The organism is Microbacterium sp. (assembly GCF_031178445.1).
In the GTDB taxonomy this organism is placed as follows: Bacteria; Actinomycetota; Actinomycetes; order Actinomycetales; family Microbacteriaceae; genus Microbacterium.
The window spans coordinates 121654-142701 of the sequence record NZ_JAPSIY010000006.1 but is presented as its reverse complement, the minus strand read 5'-3'; the positions used below and the strand labels follow the sequence as shown (position 1 = coordinate 142701).

The 21048-nt window shown below is 68.8% G+C and carries 16 protein-coding genes; 3 read left to right on the top strand and 13 right to left on the bottom strand.

What is annotated here, in order from left to right; all coding sequences use genetic code 11:
* Positions 1-95: 95 nt before the first annotated feature.
* The 10 genes from RIN43_RS10480 to RIN43_RS10435 all read right to left on the bottom strand — a co-directional run bounded on the left by RIN43_RS10480 (position 96) and on the right by RIN43_RS10435 (position 13705).
* Complete coding sequence (locus tag RIN43_RS10480) at positions 96-1220, bottom strand: GDSL-type esterase/lipase family protein (protein WP_309128863.1); 1125 nt, start codon at positions 1218-1220, stop codon at positions 96-98.
* Entirely contained in the window at positions 1217-3430 is a 2214-nt protein-coding gene (locus RIN43_RS10475; protein ID WP_309128862.1) for a glycoside hydrolase family 3 C-terminal domain-containing protein, read from the bottom strand. The genes RIN43_RS10480 and RIN43_RS10475 overlap by 4 nt, the downstream gene beginning before the upstream one ends.
* On the bottom strand, positions 3418-4107 hold the full coding sequence (locus tag RIN43_RS10470) for a GNAT family N-acetyltransferase (RefSeq protein ID WP_309128861.1): 690 nt from the start codon (positions 4105-4107) through the stop codon (positions 3418-3420). The genes RIN43_RS10475 and RIN43_RS10470 overlap by 13 nt, the downstream gene beginning before the upstream one ends.
* Positions 4104-5690, bottom strand: a complete 1587-nt coding sequence (locus tag RIN43_RS10465; protein WP_309128860.1) for a family 20 glycosylhydrolase — start codon at positions 5688-5690, stop codon at positions 4104-4106. Before RIN43_RS10465 ends, RIN43_RS10470 begins: the two co-directional genes overlap by 4 nt.
* A complete protein-coding gene (locus RIN43_RS10460) occupies positions 5687-6901 on the bottom strand; it encodes a family 1 glycosylhydrolase (RefSeq protein WP_309128859.1) in 1215 nt (404 codons plus the stop codon). Before RIN43_RS10460 ends, RIN43_RS10465 begins: the two co-directional genes overlap by 4 nt.
* Positions 6902-6939: 38 nt before the next feature.
* The gene (locus RIN43_RS10455; RefSeq protein ID WP_309128858.1) at positions 6940-7890 is read right to left on the bottom strand and encodes a carbohydrate ABC transporter permease; all 951 of its coding nucleotides are present in this window, start codon (positions 7888-7890) and stop codon (positions 6940-6942) included.
* Positions 7887-8723 carry a carbohydrate ABC transporter permease gene (locus RIN43_RS10450; RefSeq protein ID WP_375163734.1) on the bottom strand — a complete coding sequence of 279 codons (837 nt, stop codon included), beginning with the start codon at positions 8721-8723 and terminating at the stop codon, positions 7887-7889. Before RIN43_RS10450 ends, RIN43_RS10455 begins: the two co-directional genes overlap by 4 nt.
* A 107-nt stretch (positions 8724-8830) precedes the next feature.
* Positions 8831-10087 (bottom strand): extracellular solute-binding protein, encoded by a 1257-nt coding sequence (locus tag RIN43_RS10445; RefSeq protein WP_309128857.1) that lies wholly within the window; start codon positions 10085-10087, stop codon positions 8831-8833.
* 113 nt (positions 10088-10200) lie between these two features.
* Positions 10201-11280, bottom strand: a complete 1080-nt coding sequence (locus RIN43_RS10440) for a LacI family DNA-binding transcriptional regulator (protein ID WP_309128856.1) — start codon at positions 11278-11280, stop codon at positions 10201-10203.
* A 175-nt stretch (positions 11281-11455) separates the two neighbouring features.
* Positions 11456-13705 (bottom strand): hypothetical protein, encoded by a 2250-nt coding sequence (locus tag RIN43_RS10435; RefSeq protein WP_309128855.1) that lies wholly within the window; start codon positions 13703-13705, stop codon positions 11456-11458.
* A 218-nt stretch (positions 13706-13923) separates the two neighbouring features.
* Here RIN43_RS10435 and RIN43_RS10430 point away from each other — a divergent pair, with 218 nt between their 5' ends.
* From RIN43_RS10430 to RIN43_RS10420, 3 genes are all read left to right on the top strand, one after another.
* Positions 13924-14787 (top strand): phosphoribosylaminoimidazolesuccinocarboxamide synthase, encoded by an 864-nt coding sequence (locus tag RIN43_RS10430; RefSeq protein WP_309128854.1) that lies wholly within the window; start codon positions 13924-13926, stop codon positions 14785-14787.
* Between the two features lie 109 nt (positions 14788-14896).
* The gene (locus RIN43_RS10425) at positions 14897-16237 is read left to right on the top strand and encodes a solute carrier family 23 protein (protein ID WP_309128853.1); all 1341 of its coding nucleotides are present in this window, start codon (positions 14897-14899) and stop codon (positions 16235-16237) included.
* Positions 16238-16339: 102 nt separating this feature from the next.
* On the top strand, positions 16340-16798 hold the full coding sequence (locus tag RIN43_RS10420; protein ID WP_309128852.1) for a CinA family protein: 459 nt from the start codon (positions 16340-16342) through the stop codon (positions 16796-16798).
* A 166-nt stretch (positions 16799-16964) separates the two neighbouring features.
* Here RIN43_RS10420 and RIN43_RS10415 read toward each other — a convergent pair whose 3' ends face one another.
* The 3 genes from RIN43_RS10415 to RIN43_RS10405 are packed head-to-tail and all read right to left on the bottom strand — an operon-like array spanning position 16965 to position 21047.
* Positions 16965-18677 carry a biotin carboxylase N-terminal domain-containing protein gene (locus RIN43_RS10415; RefSeq protein WP_309128851.1) on the bottom strand — a complete coding sequence of 571 codons (1713 nt, stop codon included), beginning with the start codon at positions 18675-18677 and terminating at the stop codon, positions 16965-16967.
* Between the two features lie 13 nt (positions 18678-18690).
* Positions 18691-20247, bottom strand: a complete 1557-nt coding sequence (locus RIN43_RS10410; RefSeq protein WP_309128850.1) for an urea amidolyase family protein — start codon at positions 20245-20247, stop codon at positions 18691-18693.
* A complete protein-coding gene (locus RIN43_RS10405) occupies positions 20247-21047 on the bottom strand; it encodes a putative hydro-lyase (protein ID WP_309128849.1) in 801 nt (266 codons plus the stop codon). Before RIN43_RS10405 ends, RIN43_RS10410 begins: the two co-directional genes overlap by 1 nt.
* Between the last annotated feature and the right edge of the window lies 1 nt (position 21048).

Here is a 21048-nt window from a genome sequence, read left to right as displayed (position 1 = left end):
CAGAGGGCGGGCCACGGGCTGCGGGTCTTGACGGGAGACGTCGAGGCGGAAGTCACCGGGCAACGCTACACCCGCGCTCCGACCTGCGCGCGCGGTCAGATGTCGGCCGGCCCCATTCCTGCACGCTCGCGAATGCCCGCCACGAAGCGGTCGGCGATGAGGTCGAGACCACCCTGGTCGGGGTGGAGTCCGTCGTACAGCGCATTGGAATCCGCCGCGCCGAGAAGCTCCCGCCCGTCCCAGTACGCCAGTCTGTCGTCACCGCGGGCGGCGACGATCTCGGCGAGGATCTCGCGGCTCCGCGAGAGCGTGAGGGCTCCCGTGTCACCCTCGACCGCCCGTCGCGCCGCGCGGGCCCTGCCGTCCTCACCGGTGACCACCGGGCCGGGCGAGTCCTCGTGGATGGGGCAGGACAACGCCGATATCAAAACGATCGGAGTATCCGGCTGTCGCTCCCGAATAGTGTCGAGAAAGGCGTGGACGGCGGGACGGAACGTCCGCTCGCGCATGCTGTCGGCGTTGACGAGGTTGATGCCGGCCTTGAGCGTGATGAGATCAGCCGGCTGGTCGCGGATCACCCGCGCCGCGAAGCCGTCGAGTTGCGCGTTGCCCGCTATGGACAGGTTGCGCAGTCGCCACCCCAGCTGCGCCGCCGCGGCCACCGGCCACGTGCGCGATGCCGACACAGCGTTCAAGCCCTGGCTGATCGAGCTGCCGTAATGGGTCCAGCGCAGCCCGGCGGCGGGCCACGGCTCGATGCCGCCGTCCGCGGCCAGTGCCACCAGCTCGACCCGGGCGTTGTGCGGCAGCAGCACCTCGACGGTTCCCCCGGATGCCGCCGTCAACCGCACAGTCTGCGGAGGCCTTGGCCTCATCTCGCGCACCGTGGCGTCGCCGTCGATCACGATGAGCGACGGGTCGGTGAGCGGCAGCATCCGCTCCGACTCCCCCTCGCGCACCATCAGCGCGACCTCAGGCGCCGCCCCTCCGTCCTGCATGACCGTGGTCGCGGCGATGGTCAACTCCACCTCACCCTTCGCCACGAATCGCAGACTCACGCCGACGGGACACGCCTCCGCGAAGCGGAACATGATGTCGTCGACCTGCACTCGGGCGTTCGCGGGATAGCGATGCACGGCCAGTCCGGCCGATCCAGGTTCGAGCGAGCCTGCACCGTGCACGAACGGCTCCCACCCCGCCCCGCTGACCAGCGTCGTCACTCGGTCGTCCCATCGGCGAGAGCGTCGTTCGCCTTCCGGATCACGTCCTGCACGATCTCCTCGGTCAGCCCGAGACCCCACGTGGTGAGCTTCATGACCGGCGTCGATCGCACCATGGCCAGCAGTTCGGGAGCCTTCTCCGCCATGCCTGCCGGCATGCCGGCACGCATCTGCTCGAGCACCTTCGCGCTCACGGGATTGCGCTCCCACTCCGCGAGTGTGGAATCGGCGCGCAGCGGGTCGATGATGCCGTCACCGGGGCTGTGGATCTCGCCGCGCAGCCGGATGTCCCTCGAGGACGCGCCCACTTCGATCCGGTACCGCCCCGGTTCGACCTGCCAGCGCCGCGCCTGCGCGTTCCAGAACGCGAGATCCCGCGGCCCGATCTCCATTTCGACGGGCTTCTCCTCCCCCGGAGCGAGCTTCACCTTGGCGAAGGCGCGCAGCTCATGCGCCGGACGACGCACCTCACCGCCATCCGCCGCCACGTACAGCTGGACGACGTCGGATCCCGCTCTGCTGCCTGTGTTTCGGATTCTGACGCGCACAGCCCAGCGGTTGCGGCCGATCTCCACGATCTGCAGATCGTGATAGCGGAAAGACGTGTACGAGAGTCCGAAGCCGAACGCGTAGGCGACCTGAGTGCCCAGCGTGTCATAGGACCGGTAGCCGACGAAGATGTCGTCGCCGTAGACAACCTGCGAGTCGCGACCGGGAAAGGTGAGATGGCTCGGATTATCCTCCAGGCGCAGCGGGATGCTCTCCGCCAGCCGACCGCTCGGGCTGACCTCGCCCAGCAGGACCTCGGCGATCGCCCGGCCGCCTTCCTGACCGAGCAGCCACCCTTCGACGATCGCTGCGATCCCGTCACGCCACGAGGCGATGTCCACCACCGAACCGTTGGACAGGACCACCACGACCGGCCGCCCCGTCGCCCGCAGCCGTTCCAGCAGGGTGAGCTGATCAGCGGGCAGCAGCAGATCCGTCCGGTCGAAGCCCTCCGACTCGGCGTGGTCGGGCAGGCCGAGGAAGGCGATGATGACGTCGGCGTCGGACGCGGCGGCGACTGCCGCGTCCGCCAGGTCGGTGTCCGCCCCCGGTGAGAGGGTGAAGCCGGGCTCGAAGGCGATCGTGCCGGCCACGCGCTCGCGCAGCGCGTCGAGCGCATTGAGCACGCGGGTCGGCTGAACACGAGACGACCCCCCGCCCTGGAAGCGTGGGGTGCGGGCGAACTCGCCGACCACGAGCATCCGCGTGTGGTCTTCCACGGCGAGAGGCAGGATGCCGTCGTTCTCGAGCAGGGTGACGGCCTCTCGTGCGGCATCCAATGCGACTGCCTGGGCGGACGCGCGGTCGTCGACCGCCGTCGGGCGCGCCGTCCGTGCCGCAAGCCGGCGCAGCCTTTCGATGGCGCTGTCGAGCACAGCCTCGTCGACGTGTCCCTCCTCGAGTGCCTCCAGGACGCGGGTATGACGTCCGCTCGGCGGCATCTCGAGATCGAGCCCGGCTGCGACGGCGGCGACCGGGTCGTCCACGGCACCCCAGTCCGACATCACCAGGCCATCGAAGCCCCATTCGTCGCGCAGCACTTCCTCGAGGAGCCAGTGGTTCTCGCTCGCGAACACCCCGTTGACCCGGTTGTACGCCGACATCAGGGCCCAGGGACCCGCGTCGCGCACCACCTGTTCGAACGCGGGGAGGTAGATCTCCCTGAGCGCGCGTTCGCTCACGGTGACGTCGACCCGCATGCGGTCGGTCTCCTGGTTGTTCGCAGCGAAGTGCTTGGGGGTGGCGGCGACGCCGCGAGCCTGGATGCCGCGCACCATCGCTGCCGCGAGGGTGCCGCTCAGTCGCGGATCCTCCGAGAAGTACTCGAAGTTGCGTCCGCCCAGCGGCGAGCGCTTGATGTTCAGGCCGGGGCCGAGCAGCACGTTCACGCCCAGCCGCGCCGCCTCATCGCCGAGGGCGTTGCCGACACGTTCGAGGAGGGCCGGGTTCCAGGTCGAACCGAGGCCGACGGCAGGCGGGAAGCACACCGCCGGAAGGCTGTCGCCGATGCCGACGGAGTCGCCTTGAGCTCCCTGGCTTCGCACCCCGTGCGGACCGTCGGCCAGCAGAAGCTCGGGGAGGTCACGCCCACCTGAGACCGTCTTCCAGGTGGACGCGCCGGCGACCAGCCGAGCCTTGTGCTCTCTCGTCAGCTCTTCCATGAGTGCCAGCCTTTCGTCGTGTCGGACCCGTTGACACGGGGCAGCCGGAGCCCGAGTCGCAGGAAACTGCCTTCGTCGGCTATGAGATCGAAACCCAGCCGACGGTAGAAGCCGATCGCCCTGACATTCCCGGTGCCGACGCCGAGGTGCACCCCGGGAACGGATCTGGCCTCCAGAGCTGCGAGAAGTGTGCCGATCAGGCGCCGGCCATGACCTGCGCCCTGCGCCTGCGGCAGGAGATCGATGTGCAGGTGGGCCGGATACTCCTCGGTCACCGCGGGCGGCGTCACCGGAGGGCTCAGGATGGCGCGACGCACTGAGGCATCTCCCCACGACCGCTCCTCGCCGGGGACGGCGGCATCCGCATGGCGCACTCGCACGGCCGGCCACCAGTGCTTCTCTGCTGCGGCCTCGAACTGAGCGGTGTCGGCCGCGCCGAGCACGAAGCCGGCGGGCTCACCGCCGGCATCGAGGAGAACCCAGGCGAGCTCGGGCTCCAGCCGCAGATATGGTCCGACGAACAGGTCGCCGAGGATCCGCGGGTCGTGGAACATGGCGGTCGCATCCTCCCCGTTCGCACCGGTTCGAAGGCACACGTCGTAAAGCCTCGCCACCTCGCGTTCGTCGTCCGCTCGTGCCGGCCGGATCTGCCACGGTTCCGCCTGCACGGACCTCACCGCTCCTGCTCGTTCCGAGCCGTTCCCGGCTCTGCGGTTCCAGGCGAGAAAGCGGCACCCCATCCGAGCCGCTGCCAGACCGGTCGGTGAGCGGCGATCCGCCCGCTGTAGTCGTCCCACCTCGTGGCGTCGTGTTGCCAGGCGCGCTCCGCGGCTGAGCCCAGCCGCGGCAGCAGGAGGAACGCCAGGTCGTCGAACGACTCGATCGATTCGGCCCAGATCGCAGCCTCCACTCCGGCGACGCTCACGCCGCGGCCCTCCACGAGTGCCTGCGGCGTCCACTCATGCATCTCGCGAAGGGTCTTCGCGGGATAGTCGGGAAAGCCCAGCCGCCTGCGCCGCTTCTCACCCTCGACCGTCGCCGCCGGTTCGGCGTACTTCCGGTCGAGGTAGAGGACATCGTTCGACGAGATCAGCACCGGTATGCCCGCCGCGGCGGCCAGCGGCAGGTCATCCGGGGCCTTGGCGAACAGTTCGACCATCGCGTCCACGAACCGATGCGCCTCGGGTGGCAGTTCCGCCTTCTTCGCATCCACGTCGATCTCGTTCTCGGCGCCGATCCAGAACTGCACGAGATCATGCTCATCCAAGGCACCGGCGCGCACCGCCTCCTGCCAGGCGACGACACGCTTGCCGGCCTGGTGCGCCGCGCCCACGGCGATCCTGATGGCCTCGCGATACGCCGCCTCGGGCATCCCGAACGGCTCATCGCCGCCGATATGGAGGAACTCGGCGTCTGTACCCTCTGCGAACTCCGCGACCTCGGCGCGGATGAAGTCCTCGACGCCCTCGACGGCCGGGTCGAGATATCCGAGCCGGGCGGTCGTCTCGTTCGCGGCGAGGGCCGGATACGCTCGCACCGCTGCAGCGGCGTGGCCAGGCAGGTCGACCTCCGGCACGATCGTGACGCCCAGCGCGGCCGCGCGGGCGGTGAGCGCCTGAAGATCCTCAGCGGTGATCACGGGGCCGCCTGCGACGGTCTCGAGGAGAGGATGCGGTGTCGATGCGAGCCGCCATCCCTGGGCATCGGTGAGGTGCAGATGAAGCACGTTGAGCTTGTACCTCGCGAGGAGGTCGACCACCCGGTCGATCTCCTCGACGGTGAACGGGTGGCGCACCGCATCCAGTGAGAGACCGCGCCACGCGTAGCGCGGTCCGTCCTCGATGCGCACGATCGGAAGCATCCTGTCTGGCGCGTTGAGAAGCTGCAGGAGCGTCGCGACGCCGCGAAGCACCGCGCGGGGCGTCGGCCCCACGATCCGCACCCGGCCGTCGGCGATCTCCACGATGTGGCGTTCGTCCTCCGGCCTCGCCGCAGGATCCACACCCGTCGCGGCGACGACGCCCGCGGGCGCAGGGCCGATCGCCAGTTCGACGACGAGGTCGGTGCTCTCGTGGGGGTGGCTGTCCCCCACGACGAGCATCTCGAGTTCGGCCTCAAGCCACCTCTTCGCACCCTCGAGACCCGGCTCGAGGGTGATGTGCACGCGGGCTGGTTCGAACGGGATACGACGCCCCTCGAAGGCGATGGACTGCGGCCGTGGCACGACGAGCTCCTCCGGGCCGGCGCCGTGGCGTGTCATCGCAATGCTCCCGCCGTCTGGTCGGACTCCGAGAGAATGGCGCCATTCGTCTGCGCGACCTGCCCGTACCAGCGCCCACTGGACTTGACCGTCCTTCGGAAATCGGTCCGGTCGACGGCCACGAGCCCGAACGTGGCATCCCACGAGCCCCACTCGTAGTTGTCGAGCAGCGACCAGTGCAGGTAACCCCGCACGTCGATCCCGTCCTCCATCGCCGCCCGCAGACCCTCCAGCGCCAGCTGCGTGTACTCGATCCGCTCGGAATCGTCCGGCGTGGCGATCCCGTTCTCGGTGACGAGGATCGGCACGTCGCCGACGCGCGCCGCGGTGTGCCGCACCGCCTCGGCGAGAGCCGCCGGATAGAACTCCCAGCCCATCTGCGTCTGCCGCGAAGCGGTGGCCTTCCGAAGACCGTCCGGGCCGATCAGCATCCGCGAGTATGCCTGAACGCCGATGAAGTCGTCGGATCGCCCGACGTCGAGGAAGCGATCGTCGACACTGTTCCGGACCCGATCCGCCAGCTCATCGGCGCCGTCGACTGCCGTCACGTTCTGATTGGCGACCGTCCATCCTGACCGAACGCCAGGGAGCGCAGCCAGCACCTCACGCGCTGCGCGATGAGCCGATGCCAGCCCCTCGAACGCCTCGTCGGACAGGGCCGGCACTCCCGGCGCGGCGGGAACGTGCTGCTCCGCGCTCAGGCGCGCCTCGGCCATCGCCACCATGTTCGGCTCGTTGATGGTGCAGATCCAGTGCACGCCGTCGAGGGCGGGGAGCACAGCCTCCACGTACCGGGCGAAGCGGTCCGCGGCCGAGGCGCTCGTCCATGCCCCGTCGCGGCGGAACCAGCGCGGGGAGCTGAAGTGATGCAGCGTCACCACCGGCGTGATGCCCCGCTCGAGGCATCCCTGCACCATGCGGCTGTAGTGGGCGATCTCGGCCTGCGAGAAGTGGCCCGGCTCGGGCTCGACACGTGCCCACTCGATCGAGAAACGATAGGCGCCGAGGCCGAGGTCACGGACGATGTCGAGGTCGTCCGGCCAGCGGTGATAGCTGTCGCAGGCATCGCCCGAACGCTCCGCGAAGCGCGGCGGCACGGCGTTCTCGGCCATCCAGCTGTCGGTGTTGACGTTGTTGCCCTCTGTCTGATGCGCCGCGGTGGCCGCACCCCACAGGAATCCGGTGGGGAACGAGGTCAGCGGATGTGGCATGTGAGCTCCAGAAGCTGTCGGAGGGTCGGTATGAGTGGTCATTTGATCCCTGTCGTCGCCAGGCCCTGCACGAAGTAGCGCTGCAGGAACACGAACAGCAGCAGGATCGGTGTGATGATCAGAACCGAACCCGCCAGCAGGGTGCCGTAGTCCGTCGCGAACTGCCCGGTCGAATACAGGGAGAGGGCGACGGGCAGCGTGTACATGTGCTGGGCCTGGCTCGCGACGAGGGGCCAGAGGAAGTTGTTCCACGAGCCCAGGAAGGTCAGGATGCCCAAGGTCGCCAGCGCGGGGCCGCACATCGGCAACACGACCTGCAGGAAGACCCTGATCTCGGACGCGCCGTCGATACGCGCAGCTTCCAGAAGCGAATCGGGGATCTCGAGCATGAACTGTCGCATCAGGAAAACGCCGACCGGCGCAGTGAGGAAGGGCAGCACGAGGGCCGCGATGGTGTTCAGGATGCCCATGTTCGCCACGATGACGAAAAGGGGGACGAAGGTGACGACTGCCGGCACCATCAGCGTGATCATCACCGCGGTGAACAGGATCCGCTTTCCCGCGAATTCGATCTTGGCCAGCGCGTAGCCGACCATCGAACAGAACAGCAGATTGCCGGCCACCGTGAGCAGGGCCACCACCAGGCTGTTCGTGAAGTACACGCCGAAATCGAGCTCGGTGAACCAGCGGACGAAGTTCTCCATCGTCGGCATGGCCGGCCACCACGTCGGCGGATCGGCGAAGATCTCGACCTGCGACTTCGCGGAGCCCAGCACCATCCAGACGAAGGGCAGCACCCACAGCACGGCACCCGCGCCGAGGACGAGATAGACCAGGGCCCGCCCGGTCAGTCGCCGTGCACCACCGTGTCGCCTACGCGTCCGCCGGGGCACGCCGACGCCGACCCGCTCGGGGGTGCTGTCAGTGGACGGCCGGCTCGCACTCGGTGAAGTGCCAGGGCCGAGTTCGGTAGGGGTGGAGGTGCTCATGTCTTCCTCCTGAAGACCCGGAACTGGACGACGGACACCACGGCGATGGCGAGGAAGATGATGTAGCTCGCGGCGGATGCGGTGGCGTAGTCGCCGTACTCGAAGATGCGGAAGGTGTAGAGGGTGGCGGAGAGCGTGGAGTTCAGCGGCCCGCCGCCGGTCATCACGAACGCCTCCTCGAAGAACTGCAGGTAGCCGATGGAGATCAGCACGCTGCCGAGCAGAATGGTCGGTCGAAGCAGGGGAACGGTGACGCTGGTGAACCGCCGCCACGCGCCGGCACCGTCCACGGTGGCGGCCTCGAGAAGCTCTTGCGGAATACCCTGCAGCCCGGCGAGGAAGATGACCATCAGCGTCCCCGTGTTGCGCCACACGGCCATGGCGATCAGCGACGGCAGCGCGAAGGCGGGGTCATTGAGCCAGTCGGGTCCGGCGATGCCCACGACAGCCAGACCCATGTTCAGGAAGCCGTCCGGGGCGAGGATGTACTTCCAGATGACCGCCACAGCGACGATGCTCGTGACCACCGGTGCGTAGAAGATCACCCGGAAGAGGGGGCGAGCGCGCCGGATGCCCGAGTTGAGCGCGATGGCGAGCGCGAGGCCGAACACCACGGTGACCGGAATGCCGATCACGACGAACGCGGCGGTGACCAGCGCTGCGGTCTGAAAATCCGGGTCGCTCAGAACCGTTGCGTACTGCCCCAGACCCACGAAGTCCACGGCGAACGGCGTGCGGATGTCCGCCGACGTCATGTCCGTGAACGACAGCAGGAGCGAGCTCAGGATCGGCAGGAGCATGAACACCGAGAAGACCGCGACGAAGGGGGTCACGAATCCCCACGCGATCCACGTGGCCCTTCGGCGGCGCGCGGCGCCGGTCCTGCGTGGAGCCGGGCCGCGCCCGGCTCCACGCAGCACCTCGGGCTGAGACGTCACAGTCACTCGGTGCCGATCTCGTCGGCCCGCTTCTGGAGAGAGGCGAGCCCGTCCTCGACGGTGACGGTACCGCGGATGATCTGCTCGATGACGGCATCGCCTTCATCCCCGACCTTGTCGAAGGAGACGATCTGCGGCGGCGACTTCGCGGTCTGCAACTGCTCGCCGAATGCCGCCAGCGTGTCGTCGTCCTTCAGCACCGGGTCTTCCCAGGCGGACTGGACGGCCGGCAGGTCACCGGAGGCTTCGTACCAGGCGACCTGTGTCTCCGGCTCGCTGAGCCAGCGCACCAGCTTCCAGCCGGCATCGCTGTTGGCCGCCTCCTTGAACACCACCAGGTTCGCTCCGCCAACGAAGGACGTCGATGACTCGTCCGCCGGAAGCACGGTCGTCGCATAGGGAAGGTCCTTCGCGGCACCGTTCAGCAGGCCGGCGAAGAACGGACCCGTGATGAGGGCGGGGTTCGCTCCGCTGATGAAGTCGTTGACTGCCGCTGCCGGCGCAGGATCTGCATTCGGGTTCGCGATACCGTCGGTGAAGAACGATTTCAGGTACTCGTACGCAGCGGCGAACTCCGAGGTGTCCAGGCTCCATTCGTCCTGACCATCGTCCATCAGCTCGCCTCCTGCCGACCACGGCATCCACAGCGTGTTCTGGAAGCTGCCCGGTCCACCGGCGGGGAGTCGGATGCCCCACTCGGCACCCGCCTTCTTCTGCATGTCGCCGGCGAACTGGTGAAGCTCGTCCCACGTGCTCGGCGCCGAGGTCCAGCCCGCCTGCTCGGCGAGATCCGTGCGGTAATAGAGCACCCTGGTGTCGACGTACCAGGGCACCTGAAGCTGCGCGCCGTCCATATTCCCGGTCGCCACGGAGCCCTCGAACATGCCGGATACATCGATGCCGTCCGGCACGGGCGCGTACGCGTTCTTGAAGATCGGCAGACCGGGCATCATCGCGACGTCTGGCACGTTCCCGGAGGCGATGGCGGTCTGGAACTTCTGGAGCGCGGAGTCCCATGGGATGGCCGTCACTTCGACAGCGACCTCGGGGTTCGCCTCTTCGAAGGCCTTGACGAAGTCGGGCAGCAGCTCGCCTTCGGTACCCATCGCCCACATCTTCACCGTCCCGGTCGCCGGTCCGTCGCTGAGCACGGATGTCTTGTCGGGCGCTTCAGCCGCCGAATCCGCACGGCCGCAGCCGCTGAGGGCGAGCGTCGCCGCGATAGCGATCGCAGACGCCGCGAGGAGTTTCGTCTTCACCAGGTACCTCACCTCTCCGTTGAGATTGAAATCAATGCGCATAAATCTATGCGCTTCGATCGCTTTGCGCAAGCACGAGACCGTCTCTTCCTGAGGGACGCGCGACGGCGCGGTCAAGACGCTTCGGTGCACCCGCAACTGGCGCGGCGGACCAGCTGCGTGGGCAGGATGTGCTTCCGCGTTCCCACGACGTCCTCGTCCCCGAGGAGGATCCTCACGGCGAGGCGGCCCATCGTCACGAAGGGCTGGCGAACGGTGGTGAGCGGAGGCGTGCAGGCGAGGCTCGCGGCGATGCCGTCGAAGCCGGTCACCGCGACGTCCTCGGGCACTCGCACCCCGTGCTCCGAGAGGTAGTCGAGCACGGTCAGCGCCAGCTGATCGGTGGCGCACAGCAGGGCATCCGGCAGGTCGCGGTTCTCGATCGCCTGGCGCACGCCGGCGAGACGAGCGCCCGTGAGTGCCGTCGAGTCGAAAGGCTCGGCAGGGACCGGGAGACCCCGCCGACGGGCCGCATCCTGGAAGGCGGCGAACCGCTCGACGATGTCGGGAGCGCTGAGCCCGCCGACGAAGGCGATGCGCTGGTGCGCATGCACATCCACGAGGTGATCGACCATCTCGTGAATGGCGGCGACATTGTCGACGCGCACCTCGAAGAAGTCGTCGTCGACCGAACGGCTGAACACGACGACCGGCACGCGGTCCGCGACCCTCGACATCACCTCGGGCATCACCGTGCCGGGGAACATGGCCAGACCGTCGATGCTCCCCGCGATGTCCATCGTGGCGACGTGATCGTCGCTGGCGGCAGAGCCGATCATGACGTTGCGACCACGGCGCATCGACTCCAGCTGAAAACCGTGCTGGATCTCGTCGACGTAGAGCGGGAAACGGTTCAGCTGCAGGCCACCGCCCAGCTCATGCTCCAGCAGAGCGCTCAAGCTCTCAGGAGTGCCTTCCCGGTCACTGGGCAGCACCATGTCGAAAGCGTAGAGACCGAGTGCTCCTTCCATGCCTCCGGCGAGCTGTCGCGCGCTGGCGCTAGGGGCGTAGCCGAGCTCGCTCGCCGCGCGGTACACCGCCTCCCGCGTACGCCCCCGGACCCGATCGGGCTGACGAAACGCGAACGAGACGGTGGCGATGGATACCCCGGCCCGCTCAGCCACGTCGTACACCGTCGCGCGTCGCTGCGCCATCGTCCCACCTCGTCCTCGTCGGAGCATCATGCCTTCGAGCGCAGCCGGTGACTGCGTCTGGTCGCCGCTCGGGTTCGAGAGCGACACGACTGATGCGCTTAGATCGTAACTCGCGATAGCACTGCGGCTGGTCCGCGGGGCGCGGTCAAGAGGGAGACCGCGCCCCGCGTTCGTGTCACTTCTTCTTGCAGGCGTTCGGGTTGGGCCCGTTGCCCTTGTCATGCCCGTAGGCATATCCCTTCCCGTTACCAGGACGGCACTTCTCCGGCTGTGCCGAGTCGGTCGCCAGCGACATCACCCGCAACGTGTCGGGCGCCGACGATCCGAAGAGGTACACCCCCTTCTGCTCGACAGCGGGATCGTCTCGGTGCTCGGGTGCGAGCGGTGCGATGACGAAACGCGCGATCTCCTCGCCCGGATCGGTGACGATCCGGTGCTCCATGGTCTCGGGGTCGAGCACAGTCAGTCGCGAAGCGACGTTGATGAGCAGCTTCCCGTCGTACCAGTCGAAGCTCATCGGTCGCCACATGCCGTAGCGCGTGACCTCGGGCAGGATGTTCTTCGACTTCGATTCGATGACCTGCATCGTCTCCGGGTCGAGGGCGAACACCCACCCGTCCGTGGTGCCCCACAGGTTGCCGTCCGGCCCGAAGGACAGGGCGCTGATGTGCTTCGGCTTCTGACCGGAGGGAAGCTCCAGCGAGTACTCTCCGGTCTTCTCTCCGCTGGCGACGTCATAGGTGAACAGCTTCGCCTCGGTGGCGATCGGTTCTGCCCCGAGCCCGCCGACGATCGTGGTCGAGCCGTACACGGTGCCGTCCTTCACGGCGATTCCGATCACGCTCTGGTTCTCGACGATGCCCTTTTCAACGACGGTCTCGCCGGTGGCGAGGTCGTGGATGGTGAGCGCGCCCTGGTGCAGACCGTAGCCGGGGATGGAGCCGATGAACAGCTTCCCGCCGTCTTCGACCATGTAGTACGGCCGATCCTGTCCCTCACCCAGCGTGAACACCCGTGACGACATCGGACGCCCGTCGTCAGCGACCACCACGCGATCGATGTGGCCGCCGGGATAGAGGCCGAAGTAGGTGGCATCGCCCACGGTGAGCATCGATTCCGCCTGCTCGGCGGGGAAGTTGCGGAAGGCGCCGGTGCCGGTGTCGTACACGGCGCCCGTGCCGGCGGGGTACGTCACCATGTAGATGTCGCCGTCGGAGTTCACGCCTGCGGTGTGCAGCGGAGTTCCGGTACTGGTCTGCACGGCGTTCGGCAGGATGATCGACTTCTTGTTGACGAGGTCGAGCGCGCGCAGAGGCCCCTGACGGGACGCGGTCACGAGCCACTCTCCCGGGTGCCCGGCTTCGCTGAGATCGACCCAGGCCTGCCCGCGCATCCCGAGGCCGAACGGGATGCCGGCATCCGAGAACGTCGGCTCGGCTCCGCTGAGATCCACCTCGGCGATCGTGCCGTTGTAGGTGAGGTAGATCCTCCCGTCGCGCGGCGCCAGCTGAGTGAAACCAGGGTTGCCGTTGCGCGTCGGGGTTCCGGCGATGGCGCTCTTGTTCAGTGTCTTCTCGCTCCACTGCTGCGTTCGCAGGTTGTAGAACGCGGTGGCCGCGAGGTCGCCCGAGAAGTTGACCACCAGCCAGTCGCCGACCTTCTGCATGTCATACGCCCACGGCAGCGTGGTCACCCCGAAGATGTCGAGCAGCGGATCCGAGATGCGCTCGCGCACGGAGGGGTCCTCCGCGTCGATCTTCACAACCGCGCCTGTGGCCCCTGTTCCGGCGTAAATGTGCCCGTCGTGGTATTCGATGGAGCGGACATACTCCTCCCCCTCGACCCGATCCCAGCGGGTGAACTCGCCGGTGGACGCGTCGTATTTCACGACCTCCCCGGTCTTGTACGTGCCCACGTAGGCGTTGGACTGATCGTCGACGACCAGAGACCAGTTCGAGCTCGACCCGGGTACGACTCCGGCGAAGACCGCCTCATTCGTCGCGGGATCGTAGATCCACAGCTCACCTCGCTGCCCGCCCACGGGGTCCTTCCCGATCGCAGCCACGTACACCTTGCCGTTGGGCGCGATCTCGAGCTTCCAGACCTGGATGACGGTCGGCATCGCGGCGCCCTGCACGAAGGTGTTCGAGGCGATGTCGATGACGTTCAGCAGTGAGCCGTCCGACGACGTCGCGGTGTATCCGACGGTGCGCCCGTCGAGCTCGCCGAAGGCCATGTCGATGATGCTGGGCACCTGCACCGGAATTCCGACGCGCTGCTCATCACCGAAGGTGAGGCCGTGGAAGGCCGGGTCGGGGCCGGTCGCCTCGGTCGCGGCGGCTGTCGGCACGGCCGTGAAGGCCAACGCGGCGCAGGCCATGAGAGCGACCATCGACCTGACGGGGTTTCTACGTGCTGAGGGCACGGGATCTCCTCACTGGCGCGCGATGCGCCATCGGCTCGTCCGTTCCCGAACGCGCGACCGCAGAGAACGCAGCGCTGCGTCATAGAAACGAAAGATCGGTTTCGTAATTGCCGACCGTAACGCCTATCAACGGTTAAGTAAATACGTCACTCAATTGTGAAAACGTGACCTCCTTCGTCGCGTTCGGCCGCTGCGCGCCCCCGCGGGATAATGAACGCGTGACCTCTCCTCTTCAGATCCCCGGCTGGCGGCACATCTACTCCGGCAAGGTCCGCGACCTTTACGCCTCGGAGGATGCCGGCGACACCCGCATCCTGGTGGTGGCATCGGATCGGGTGAGCGCCTTCGACTTCGTGCTCTCCCCCGGCATCCCGCAGAAGGGCGAGCTGCTCACGACGCTCAGCATGTGGTGGTTCGAGAAGCTCGCCGACGTGCCGAACCACATCGTCGAGGGCGATATCCCGCAGGCCGTCGCGGGCCGAGCGATGCTCGCCATGGCTCTGGAGATGCTCCCGATCGAGTGCGTGGTGCGCGGCTACCTCACCGGCACGGGCTGGACGGAGTACGTGGAGTCGGGCACGGTGTGCGGCATCGCGCTGCCTGCGGGGTTGAGGAACGGCGACCGTCTGCCCGAGCCGCTATTCACACCTGCGTACAAGGCGCCCATGGGCGAGCACGACGAGAACGTCACCTTCGACCGCGTCGTCGAACTCGTCGGCGCCGAGCGCGCAGCGCAGCTGCGCGACGTCTCGCTCGACATCTACCGCCGCGCAGCCGAGTACGCCGCCGAGAAGGGGCTGATCCTGGCCGACACGAAGTTCGAGTTCGGCACGGATGCCGAGGGCACTCTGCGCCTGGCCGACGAGGCGCTGACCAGCGACTCCTCCCGCTACTGGGATGCCGAGTCGTGGAAGACCGGTTCGACGCCCGAGGAGCGGATGGCGAGCTTCGATAAGCAGATCGTGCGCGACTGGCTGGCCGCCAACTGGGACAAGCAGGGCGAGCCGCCCGCGCTGCCCGATGAGATCGTGAAGCAGACCGCAGACCGCTATCGCCAGCTCATCGACCGCCTGCGCGGCTGACGGCATCCGTCTCGCACCGCCCGGCCCTGCCGGCGGATCGGGATCCCGCGCGCGAGCAGCGGGACGGTAGTGTTTCCTCGGCCCTGATCCCGACTCCCGAGGAGCCCGCATGCCGGTGTGGAAGATCCATGGCGACGGCCGTAACGTCGCACCCGACCAGGTCGTTCGCCCTGAAGAGCGGCTGAACTGGCCCGCGACCTTCGCGATCGGCGCTCAGCACGTCGTCGCGATGTTCGGCGCCACGTTCCTCGTGCCGATCATCACCGGGTTCCCGGTGTCGACCACGCTGTTGTTCTCAGGTGTCGGCACGCTGCTGTTCCTGCTGCTCACCCGCAACCGCCTGCCCAGCTACCTCGGCTCATCGTTCGCGTTCCTGGCCCCGATCACCGCGATCAATGCGGGCCAGGCGCTGGAGACCGGCCAGCAGATCGCGCAGGCGCTCCTCGGCGTCGTCGTGGTCGGCGTGCTGCTGGCCGGCGTCGGCTTTCTCGTGCAGGCGGTCGGCGTGCGCTGGATCGACCGGTTCATGCCCCCCGTCGTCGCCGGCTCCATCGTCGCGCTGATCGGGTTCAACCTCGCCCCGGCGGCCTGGAACAACTTCACGCTGCAGCCTGAGCTGGCTTCGGTGACGCTGGTGGCCGTGGTGCTGTTCAGCGTGCTCTTCCGGGGGTTCCTGGGACGCATCTCGATCTTCCTCGGCGTCATCGTCGGTTACATCGTGGCGATCTTCACCGGTCAGGTGACGTTCGACGGCATCGAGGATGCGGCCTGGGTCGGTCTGCCCGACTTCCATCTCGCCGCCGTCACCGACCCGGCCGCGTGGCTGTACGTTCCGATGTTCCTGCCGGTCGTCCTGGTGCTCATCGCTGAGAACGTCGGTCACGTTCGCGGCGTCGCCACCATGACGAACGACCCCTCGATCAACGAGCACACCGGCCGCGCCCTCGTCGCCGACGGCCTCGCCACCACGCTCGCCGGTGGATTCGGTGGCTCCGCCACCACCACCTACGGCGAGAACATCGGCGTGATGGCCGCCACGCGCGTCTACTCGACCGCCGCGTACTGGGTGGCAGGCGCAGCCGCGATCCTGCTGGCCTTCTCGCCGAAGGTCGGCTTCATCTTCAACACGATCCCGGCCGGTGTGCTCGGCGGCGTGACGACGGCGCTGTACGGGCTCATCGGAGTCATCGGCATCAAGATCTGGGTCGACAATCGCGTCGACTTCTCCCGCCCGGTGAACCAGTACACCGTAGCGGTGTCGTTCGTGATCGCCGTCGGCGGCTTCGCGATGAGCTGGGGCGCGTTCCAGCTCGGCGCGATCGTGCTCGGCACGGTGGCGGCCATCCTGATCTATCACCTGGGCAATGCGATCGCCCGTGCCCGCCGGACGGGTGCGGACGACGGCGGCCCGATCCCTGCCGTCGGCCCGCTCGGCGGCGACCCGACCTGAACAGCGGAACGCATCGGGCGGCTCCGGTATGCGATTGTCGCCGCGGCATCCCCGTGTCAAGCCCTGGGCCCGCGCGGCGGCCGGCGGGTATCGTCGGGCCGCATGGATGATGTGACGCAGCTCAGCGATCTCGCGCGAAGTCGGGGCATCCGGGTCGCGGTGGCGGAATCGCTGACGTCCGGCACCCTCGCCGGTGCTGTCGGAGAAGGCGAAAGCGCCAGCGAATGGTTCGCCGGCGGCATCACCGCCTACATGACCGAGGTCAAGGAGCGCGTGCTCGGGCTCACGCCCGGCACGGACCCGTGCTCGGCGGAGTGCGCGGAGCAGCTGGCCCGCGGAGCGCGTGAACTGTTCGACGTCGACCTCGCGGTGTCGACGACGGGCGTCGGAGGGCCGGATGCCGAGGACGGGCATCCGCCCGGCACGGTGTACCTGGGCTGGGCCACCCGCTCCGCCGGCGGCCACCGGCGGCTCGATCTCGACGGCGACCCCGACGACGTGCTGTCAGCGACCGTCGAGGCCGCGGTGCGGATGCTCGCGTTCCACGCTGCGGAGGCCTGAGCCTCGGCATCCGCCCCGCGTCGCGCGAGAACCGGATGTTCGCCGGCGACAGGACGGATGCCGCGAAAGCATCCTGTTTTCGGCGATTCTCCTGCTCTCGAGCGACGGGCCGGAGGGAGCACCGCCGAGATCAGCTGTCACGGCCGGTCCGGAGCGGATGCTGGGATCAGCCGATGCGGCCGATCACGGCGTCGGCCGCGACCGTCTCGCCCACCTCGGCGCGTCTCGCCAGCACGCCGCCCCGGTGCGCGGTCACGGGAGTCTCCATCTTCATCGCGTCGAGCACGGCGACGGTGTCGCCCTCGGCGACCTCGGCGCCGTCCTCGGCGAGCCAGCGCACCAGCGTCCCCGGCACGGGGGCGTGCAGTTCGGCCGGGTCGGCCGCGTCCACCGGGGCGGATGCTCCGGCACCGGCTGCGAACCCTGCGAGCAGCGCGGTCGGCAGGCCGAGCATCACGCGCCGCCCGTCGATCTCCACGGCGAAGCGCTGCAGTCCGGCATCCGGCATCGGCGCAGGGCGAAGCTGCGGGTCGAGGCGGGGCAGGAGCGCACTCTCGATCCACTGCGTGTGCACGGCGAAGCCGTCGGTAGAGAACTCCGGGGCGTCGATCGCGAGACGATCGAAGCCGATAACGGTGGCGGGCCCTTCCACGGCCAACTCCGTGAGCGCACGGCGCGCCCGCACCAGCGCGGCATCGCGGGAGTGGGCGTGCACGATGAGCTTGGCGATCATCGAGTCGAACGCGGGCTGCACGGCATCCCCCGCCTCGATGCCGCTGTCCCAGCGCACGCCGGGGCCGCCCGGCACTCGCAGCGTCGTGACCTCGCCCGGGCTCGGCAGGAAGCCGCGCCCCGGGTCCTCCGCGTTGATGCGGAATTCGAACGCGTGCCCCTTCGGTTCCGGAGTGGCCGTGATCGACATGCCCTCTCCGAATGCGATGCGGAACTGCTCTCGCACCAGGTCGACGCCCGTCACCTCCTCGGTGATCGGATGCTCCACCTGCAGGCGGGTGTTCACCTCGAGGAAGGAGATCGTGCCGTCGGCGGCGAGCAGGAACTCGACAGTGCCGGCACTGCGGTAATCGACCTCGGCGCAGATGCGGCGCGCGGCCTCGTGGATCTGCGCTCGCTGCTCGGAGCTGAGCCCCGGAGCCGGCGCCTCTTCGATGAGCTTCTGGTTGCGACGCTGCATGGAGCAGTCGCGGTCGCCCACGGCCACCACCTCGCCGAGTCCGTCCCCGAGCACCTGCACCTCGATGTGCCGAGGGCTCTCGAGGAACCGCTCGACGAAGCACTCGCCCCGCCCGAAGGCGACGATCGCCTCGCGGGTGGCCGCGTCGAACGCCTCGGCGACCTCGGTCAGCTCGCGCACCACCTTGATGCCGCGGCCGCCGCCACCGTAGGCCGCCTTGATCGCGATCGGCACCCCGTGCTCTTCGGCGAAGGCGACCGCGTCGGCGGGCCCTGCGAGCGGCTGATCGGTTCCCGCCGCCAGGGGCGCGCCCACGCGCTGCGCGATGCGGCGAGCGGTCATCTTGTCACCCAGCGCCTCGATGCTCGCGGGTGAAGGGCCGATCCAGATCAGACCGGCCTCCTCGACCGCGCGTGCGAACGCGGCACTCTCCGACAGGAAGCCGTAGCCGGGGTGCACGGCGTCGGCACCCGACGTCTCGGCGGCGCGCAGCAGCGCATCGATCGACAGGTAGGTGTCGGCTGCGGTCGCGGCTCCGAGCCCCACCGCCTCGTCGGCCAGGCGCACGTGCAGGGCGTCGGCATCCTGGTCGGCGTAGACGGCGACGGAGGCGTATCCCGCCTCGGCGCAGGCGCGGATGACGCGCACGGCGATCTCGCCGCGATTCGCGATCAGGATCTTCTTCATGAGTGCCTTCCTCTCAGGCGATGCGGAAGCGGATGCGCGCGCCCGGTGGCAGCTGACCGGCGAGGTCGAGGCAGCGATCGGTGAGTGCGCCGATGATCGGATACCCGCCGGTGAGCGGGTGATCGGGCAGGAACAACACCGGCTGCCCGTCGGGGGGCACCTGGATGGCGCCGTTCACGGCTCCTTCGCTGGGCAGCTCCCCGCTCACGGCGCGCTCCAGCGGGGTTTCGCCGTGCAGGCGGATGCCGACGCGATCGGAGCGCGGGGTGACCTGCCACTCCTGCTCGATCAGGGTCTGCACGGCGGCTGACGTGAACCAGTCGTCGCGCGGACCGAGGGTGATGTCGAGCTCGACGACATCACCGGAGGCCGGCAGATCGCGCGGTCGCGGGTGGGGGTCGACCGCGTGGGGCGCCTCCGCGCCCACCGCCACGACATCGCCTGCGGTGAGCGGGGCGGGGCCGAGCCCGGCGAGCGTGTCGGCTGATCGGCTGCCCAGCGCGGCCGGAGCGAGGATGCCGCCGCGCACCGCGAGCACATGGCGCAGGCCGCGCGCCGGCGCGCCCAACCGCAGCTCGTCCCCGTCGACCGTAGCGAAAGGTGCGCCGTGCAGCACGCTTCGCTCGACGCCCGCGGCATCAGTCAGCGTCAGTTCGCTCATCGCGCCGGTCACCGCGGCGACGCCGTCGCCCCGGAACCGCAGCACCGCTCCCCCCACGATCTCGAGCACCGCGGTGTCGGGGTCGTTCCCGACCGCGCGGTTGGCGTCGCGCAGCGCCGTCCGGTCGGCGGTCCCTGATGCCGAGACGCCCAGCGCCGCATGCCCGAAGCGCCCGAGGTCCTGCACGAGCATCTGCAATGCGGGCCGCACCACCTCGATCGCTCTCGCGGCGGGCGCGTCGGAAGTCTCGTGCGAGGTTCGCGCCTCGTCTGGCTGTGGCCGCTCGACGAGAGGGGCGGTCTCCCGCGCGGCGCGCTCGAATCGCACGAGCGTGCCGGGCGACAGCAGGGCGGGCGGATCGCGGTCGATGTCCCACATGACGGCATCCGTACGGCCGATCAGCTGCCACCCGCCCGGACTCTCACGCGGATACACGCCGGTGAAGTGCCCGGCGAGCGCGACCGAGCCGGCCGGCACGCGCGTGCGGGGAGACGAACGCCGCGGCACGTCGAACAACGGGTCACCGCTCACGGTGTATCCGAAGCCTGGAGCGAACCCCGAGAACGCGACCTGCCATTCTGCGGCGAGATGGCGGTTGACGACCTCCTCGGACGAGACGCCCAGCAGTGCGGCGACGTCTTCGAGGTCTTCACCGTCGTACCGCACCGGGATGATCACCTCACGGTTGTGCGGCACGTGCTCGGCATCGACCTCGGTGGACTCGAGCGTCTCGGCGAGCGCACGCGCCGAGACGCGCACGGGGTCGAAGCGCACCAGTACCGTTCGCGCTCCGGGAATGCGCTCGACCACGCCCGGCACCCCGTCCCAAGCCAGGTTGAGCCGCATCGCCTCGTCGAGGTCGGCGGCCTCGACGAGCAGTGCACGATCGGAGGCGGTGAGGATGCGCATCAGACGACGTACTCCGCATCGGGGACGTCGGTGATGAACATGTAACCGGGCGCGTGCGTCACGGCAAAGGGTGGCTTGGACGCCATGATCGCCGCTTGCGGGGTGACGCCGCAGGCCCAGAACACCGGCACCTCGCCGTCGCGGATCTCGGGGGCGTCGCCGAAGTCCGGCCGGCTCAGATCGGTGATGCCGAGCGAGGCGGGGTCGCCGACGTGCACCGGAGCGCCGTGGACGGCCGGGGTGCGGCCCGAGATCTGTACGGCATCCGCGACGCGCGACGCCGGGATCGGCCGCATCGACACCACCATCTCGCCGCGCAGGCGCCCGGCGGGTGCGCAGTCGACGTTCGTGCGGTACATCGGTACGTTGCGTCCCAGCTCCTGATGGCGGATCGGGATGCCGGCCTCGGCGAGGCCCGTTTCGAACGTGAAGCTGCATCCGATCAGGAACGACACGAGATCGGGATGCTCCGCCCACGCGCCGCTCGCGTCGGAGACCTCCTCGGCGAGCTCGCCGTCGCGCCAGATACGGTAACGGCCGATGTCGGTGCGGATGTCGCTGCCCGGCGCGAGCGCCGACTCCACGTCGCCCTGCTCGATGACCTCGAGCACGGGGCACGGCTTGGGGTTGCGCTGCGCGTACAGCAGGGTCTCGAAGGCCCAGTCGGCCGGCACGGCGATGAGATTGGCCTGGGTCAGCCCTGCCGCCACGCCACTGGTGGGTTCGGCCAGCCCCTCCCGGTAGGCCCTGCGGGCGGCCCGGGAGGCGACGAGCTGATCGGGGGTGGCGACGACGGCCATG

Coding starts and splice junctions, on each gene's coding strand:
- RIN43_RS10475 (WP_309128862.1), bottom strand. CDS start 3,430: ATGGAAGAGCTGACGAGAGAGCACAAGGCTCGGCTGGTCGCCGGCGCG.
- RIN43_RS10465 (WP_309128860.1), bottom strand. CDS start 5,690: ATGACACGCCACGGCGCCGGCCCGGAGGAGCTCGTCGTGCCACGGCCG.
- RIN43_RS10460 (WP_309128859.1), bottom strand. CDS start 6,901: ATGCCACATCCGCTGACCTCGTTCCCCACCGGATTCCTGTGGGGTGCG.
- RIN43_RS10455 (WP_309128858.1), bottom strand. CDS start 7,890: ATGAGCACCTCCACCCCTACCGAACTCGGCCCTGGCACTTCACCGAGT.
- RIN43_RS10440 (WP_309128856.1), bottom strand. CDS start 11,280: ATGGCGCAGCGACGCGCGACGGTGTACGACGTGGCTGAGCGGGCCGGG.
- RIN43_RS10425 (WP_309128853.1), top strand. CDS start 14,897: ATGCCGGTGTGGAAGATCCATGGCGACGGCCGTAACGTCGCACCCGAC.
- RIN43_RS10420 (WP_309128852.1), top strand. CDS start 16,340: ATGGATGATGTGACGCAGCTCAGCGATCTCGCGCGAAGTCGGGGCATC.
- RIN43_RS10415 (WP_309128851.1), bottom strand. CDS start 18,677: ATGAAGAAGATCCTGATCGCGAATCGCGGCGAGATCGCCGTGCGCGTC.
- RIN43_RS10410 (WP_309128850.1), bottom strand. CDS start 20,247: ATGCGCATCCTCACCGCCTCCGATCGTGCACTGCTCGTCGAGGCCGCC.
- RIN43_RS10405 (WP_309128849.1), bottom strand. CDS start 21,047: ATGGCCGTCGTCGCCACCCCCGATCAGCTCGTCGCCTCCCGGGCCGCC.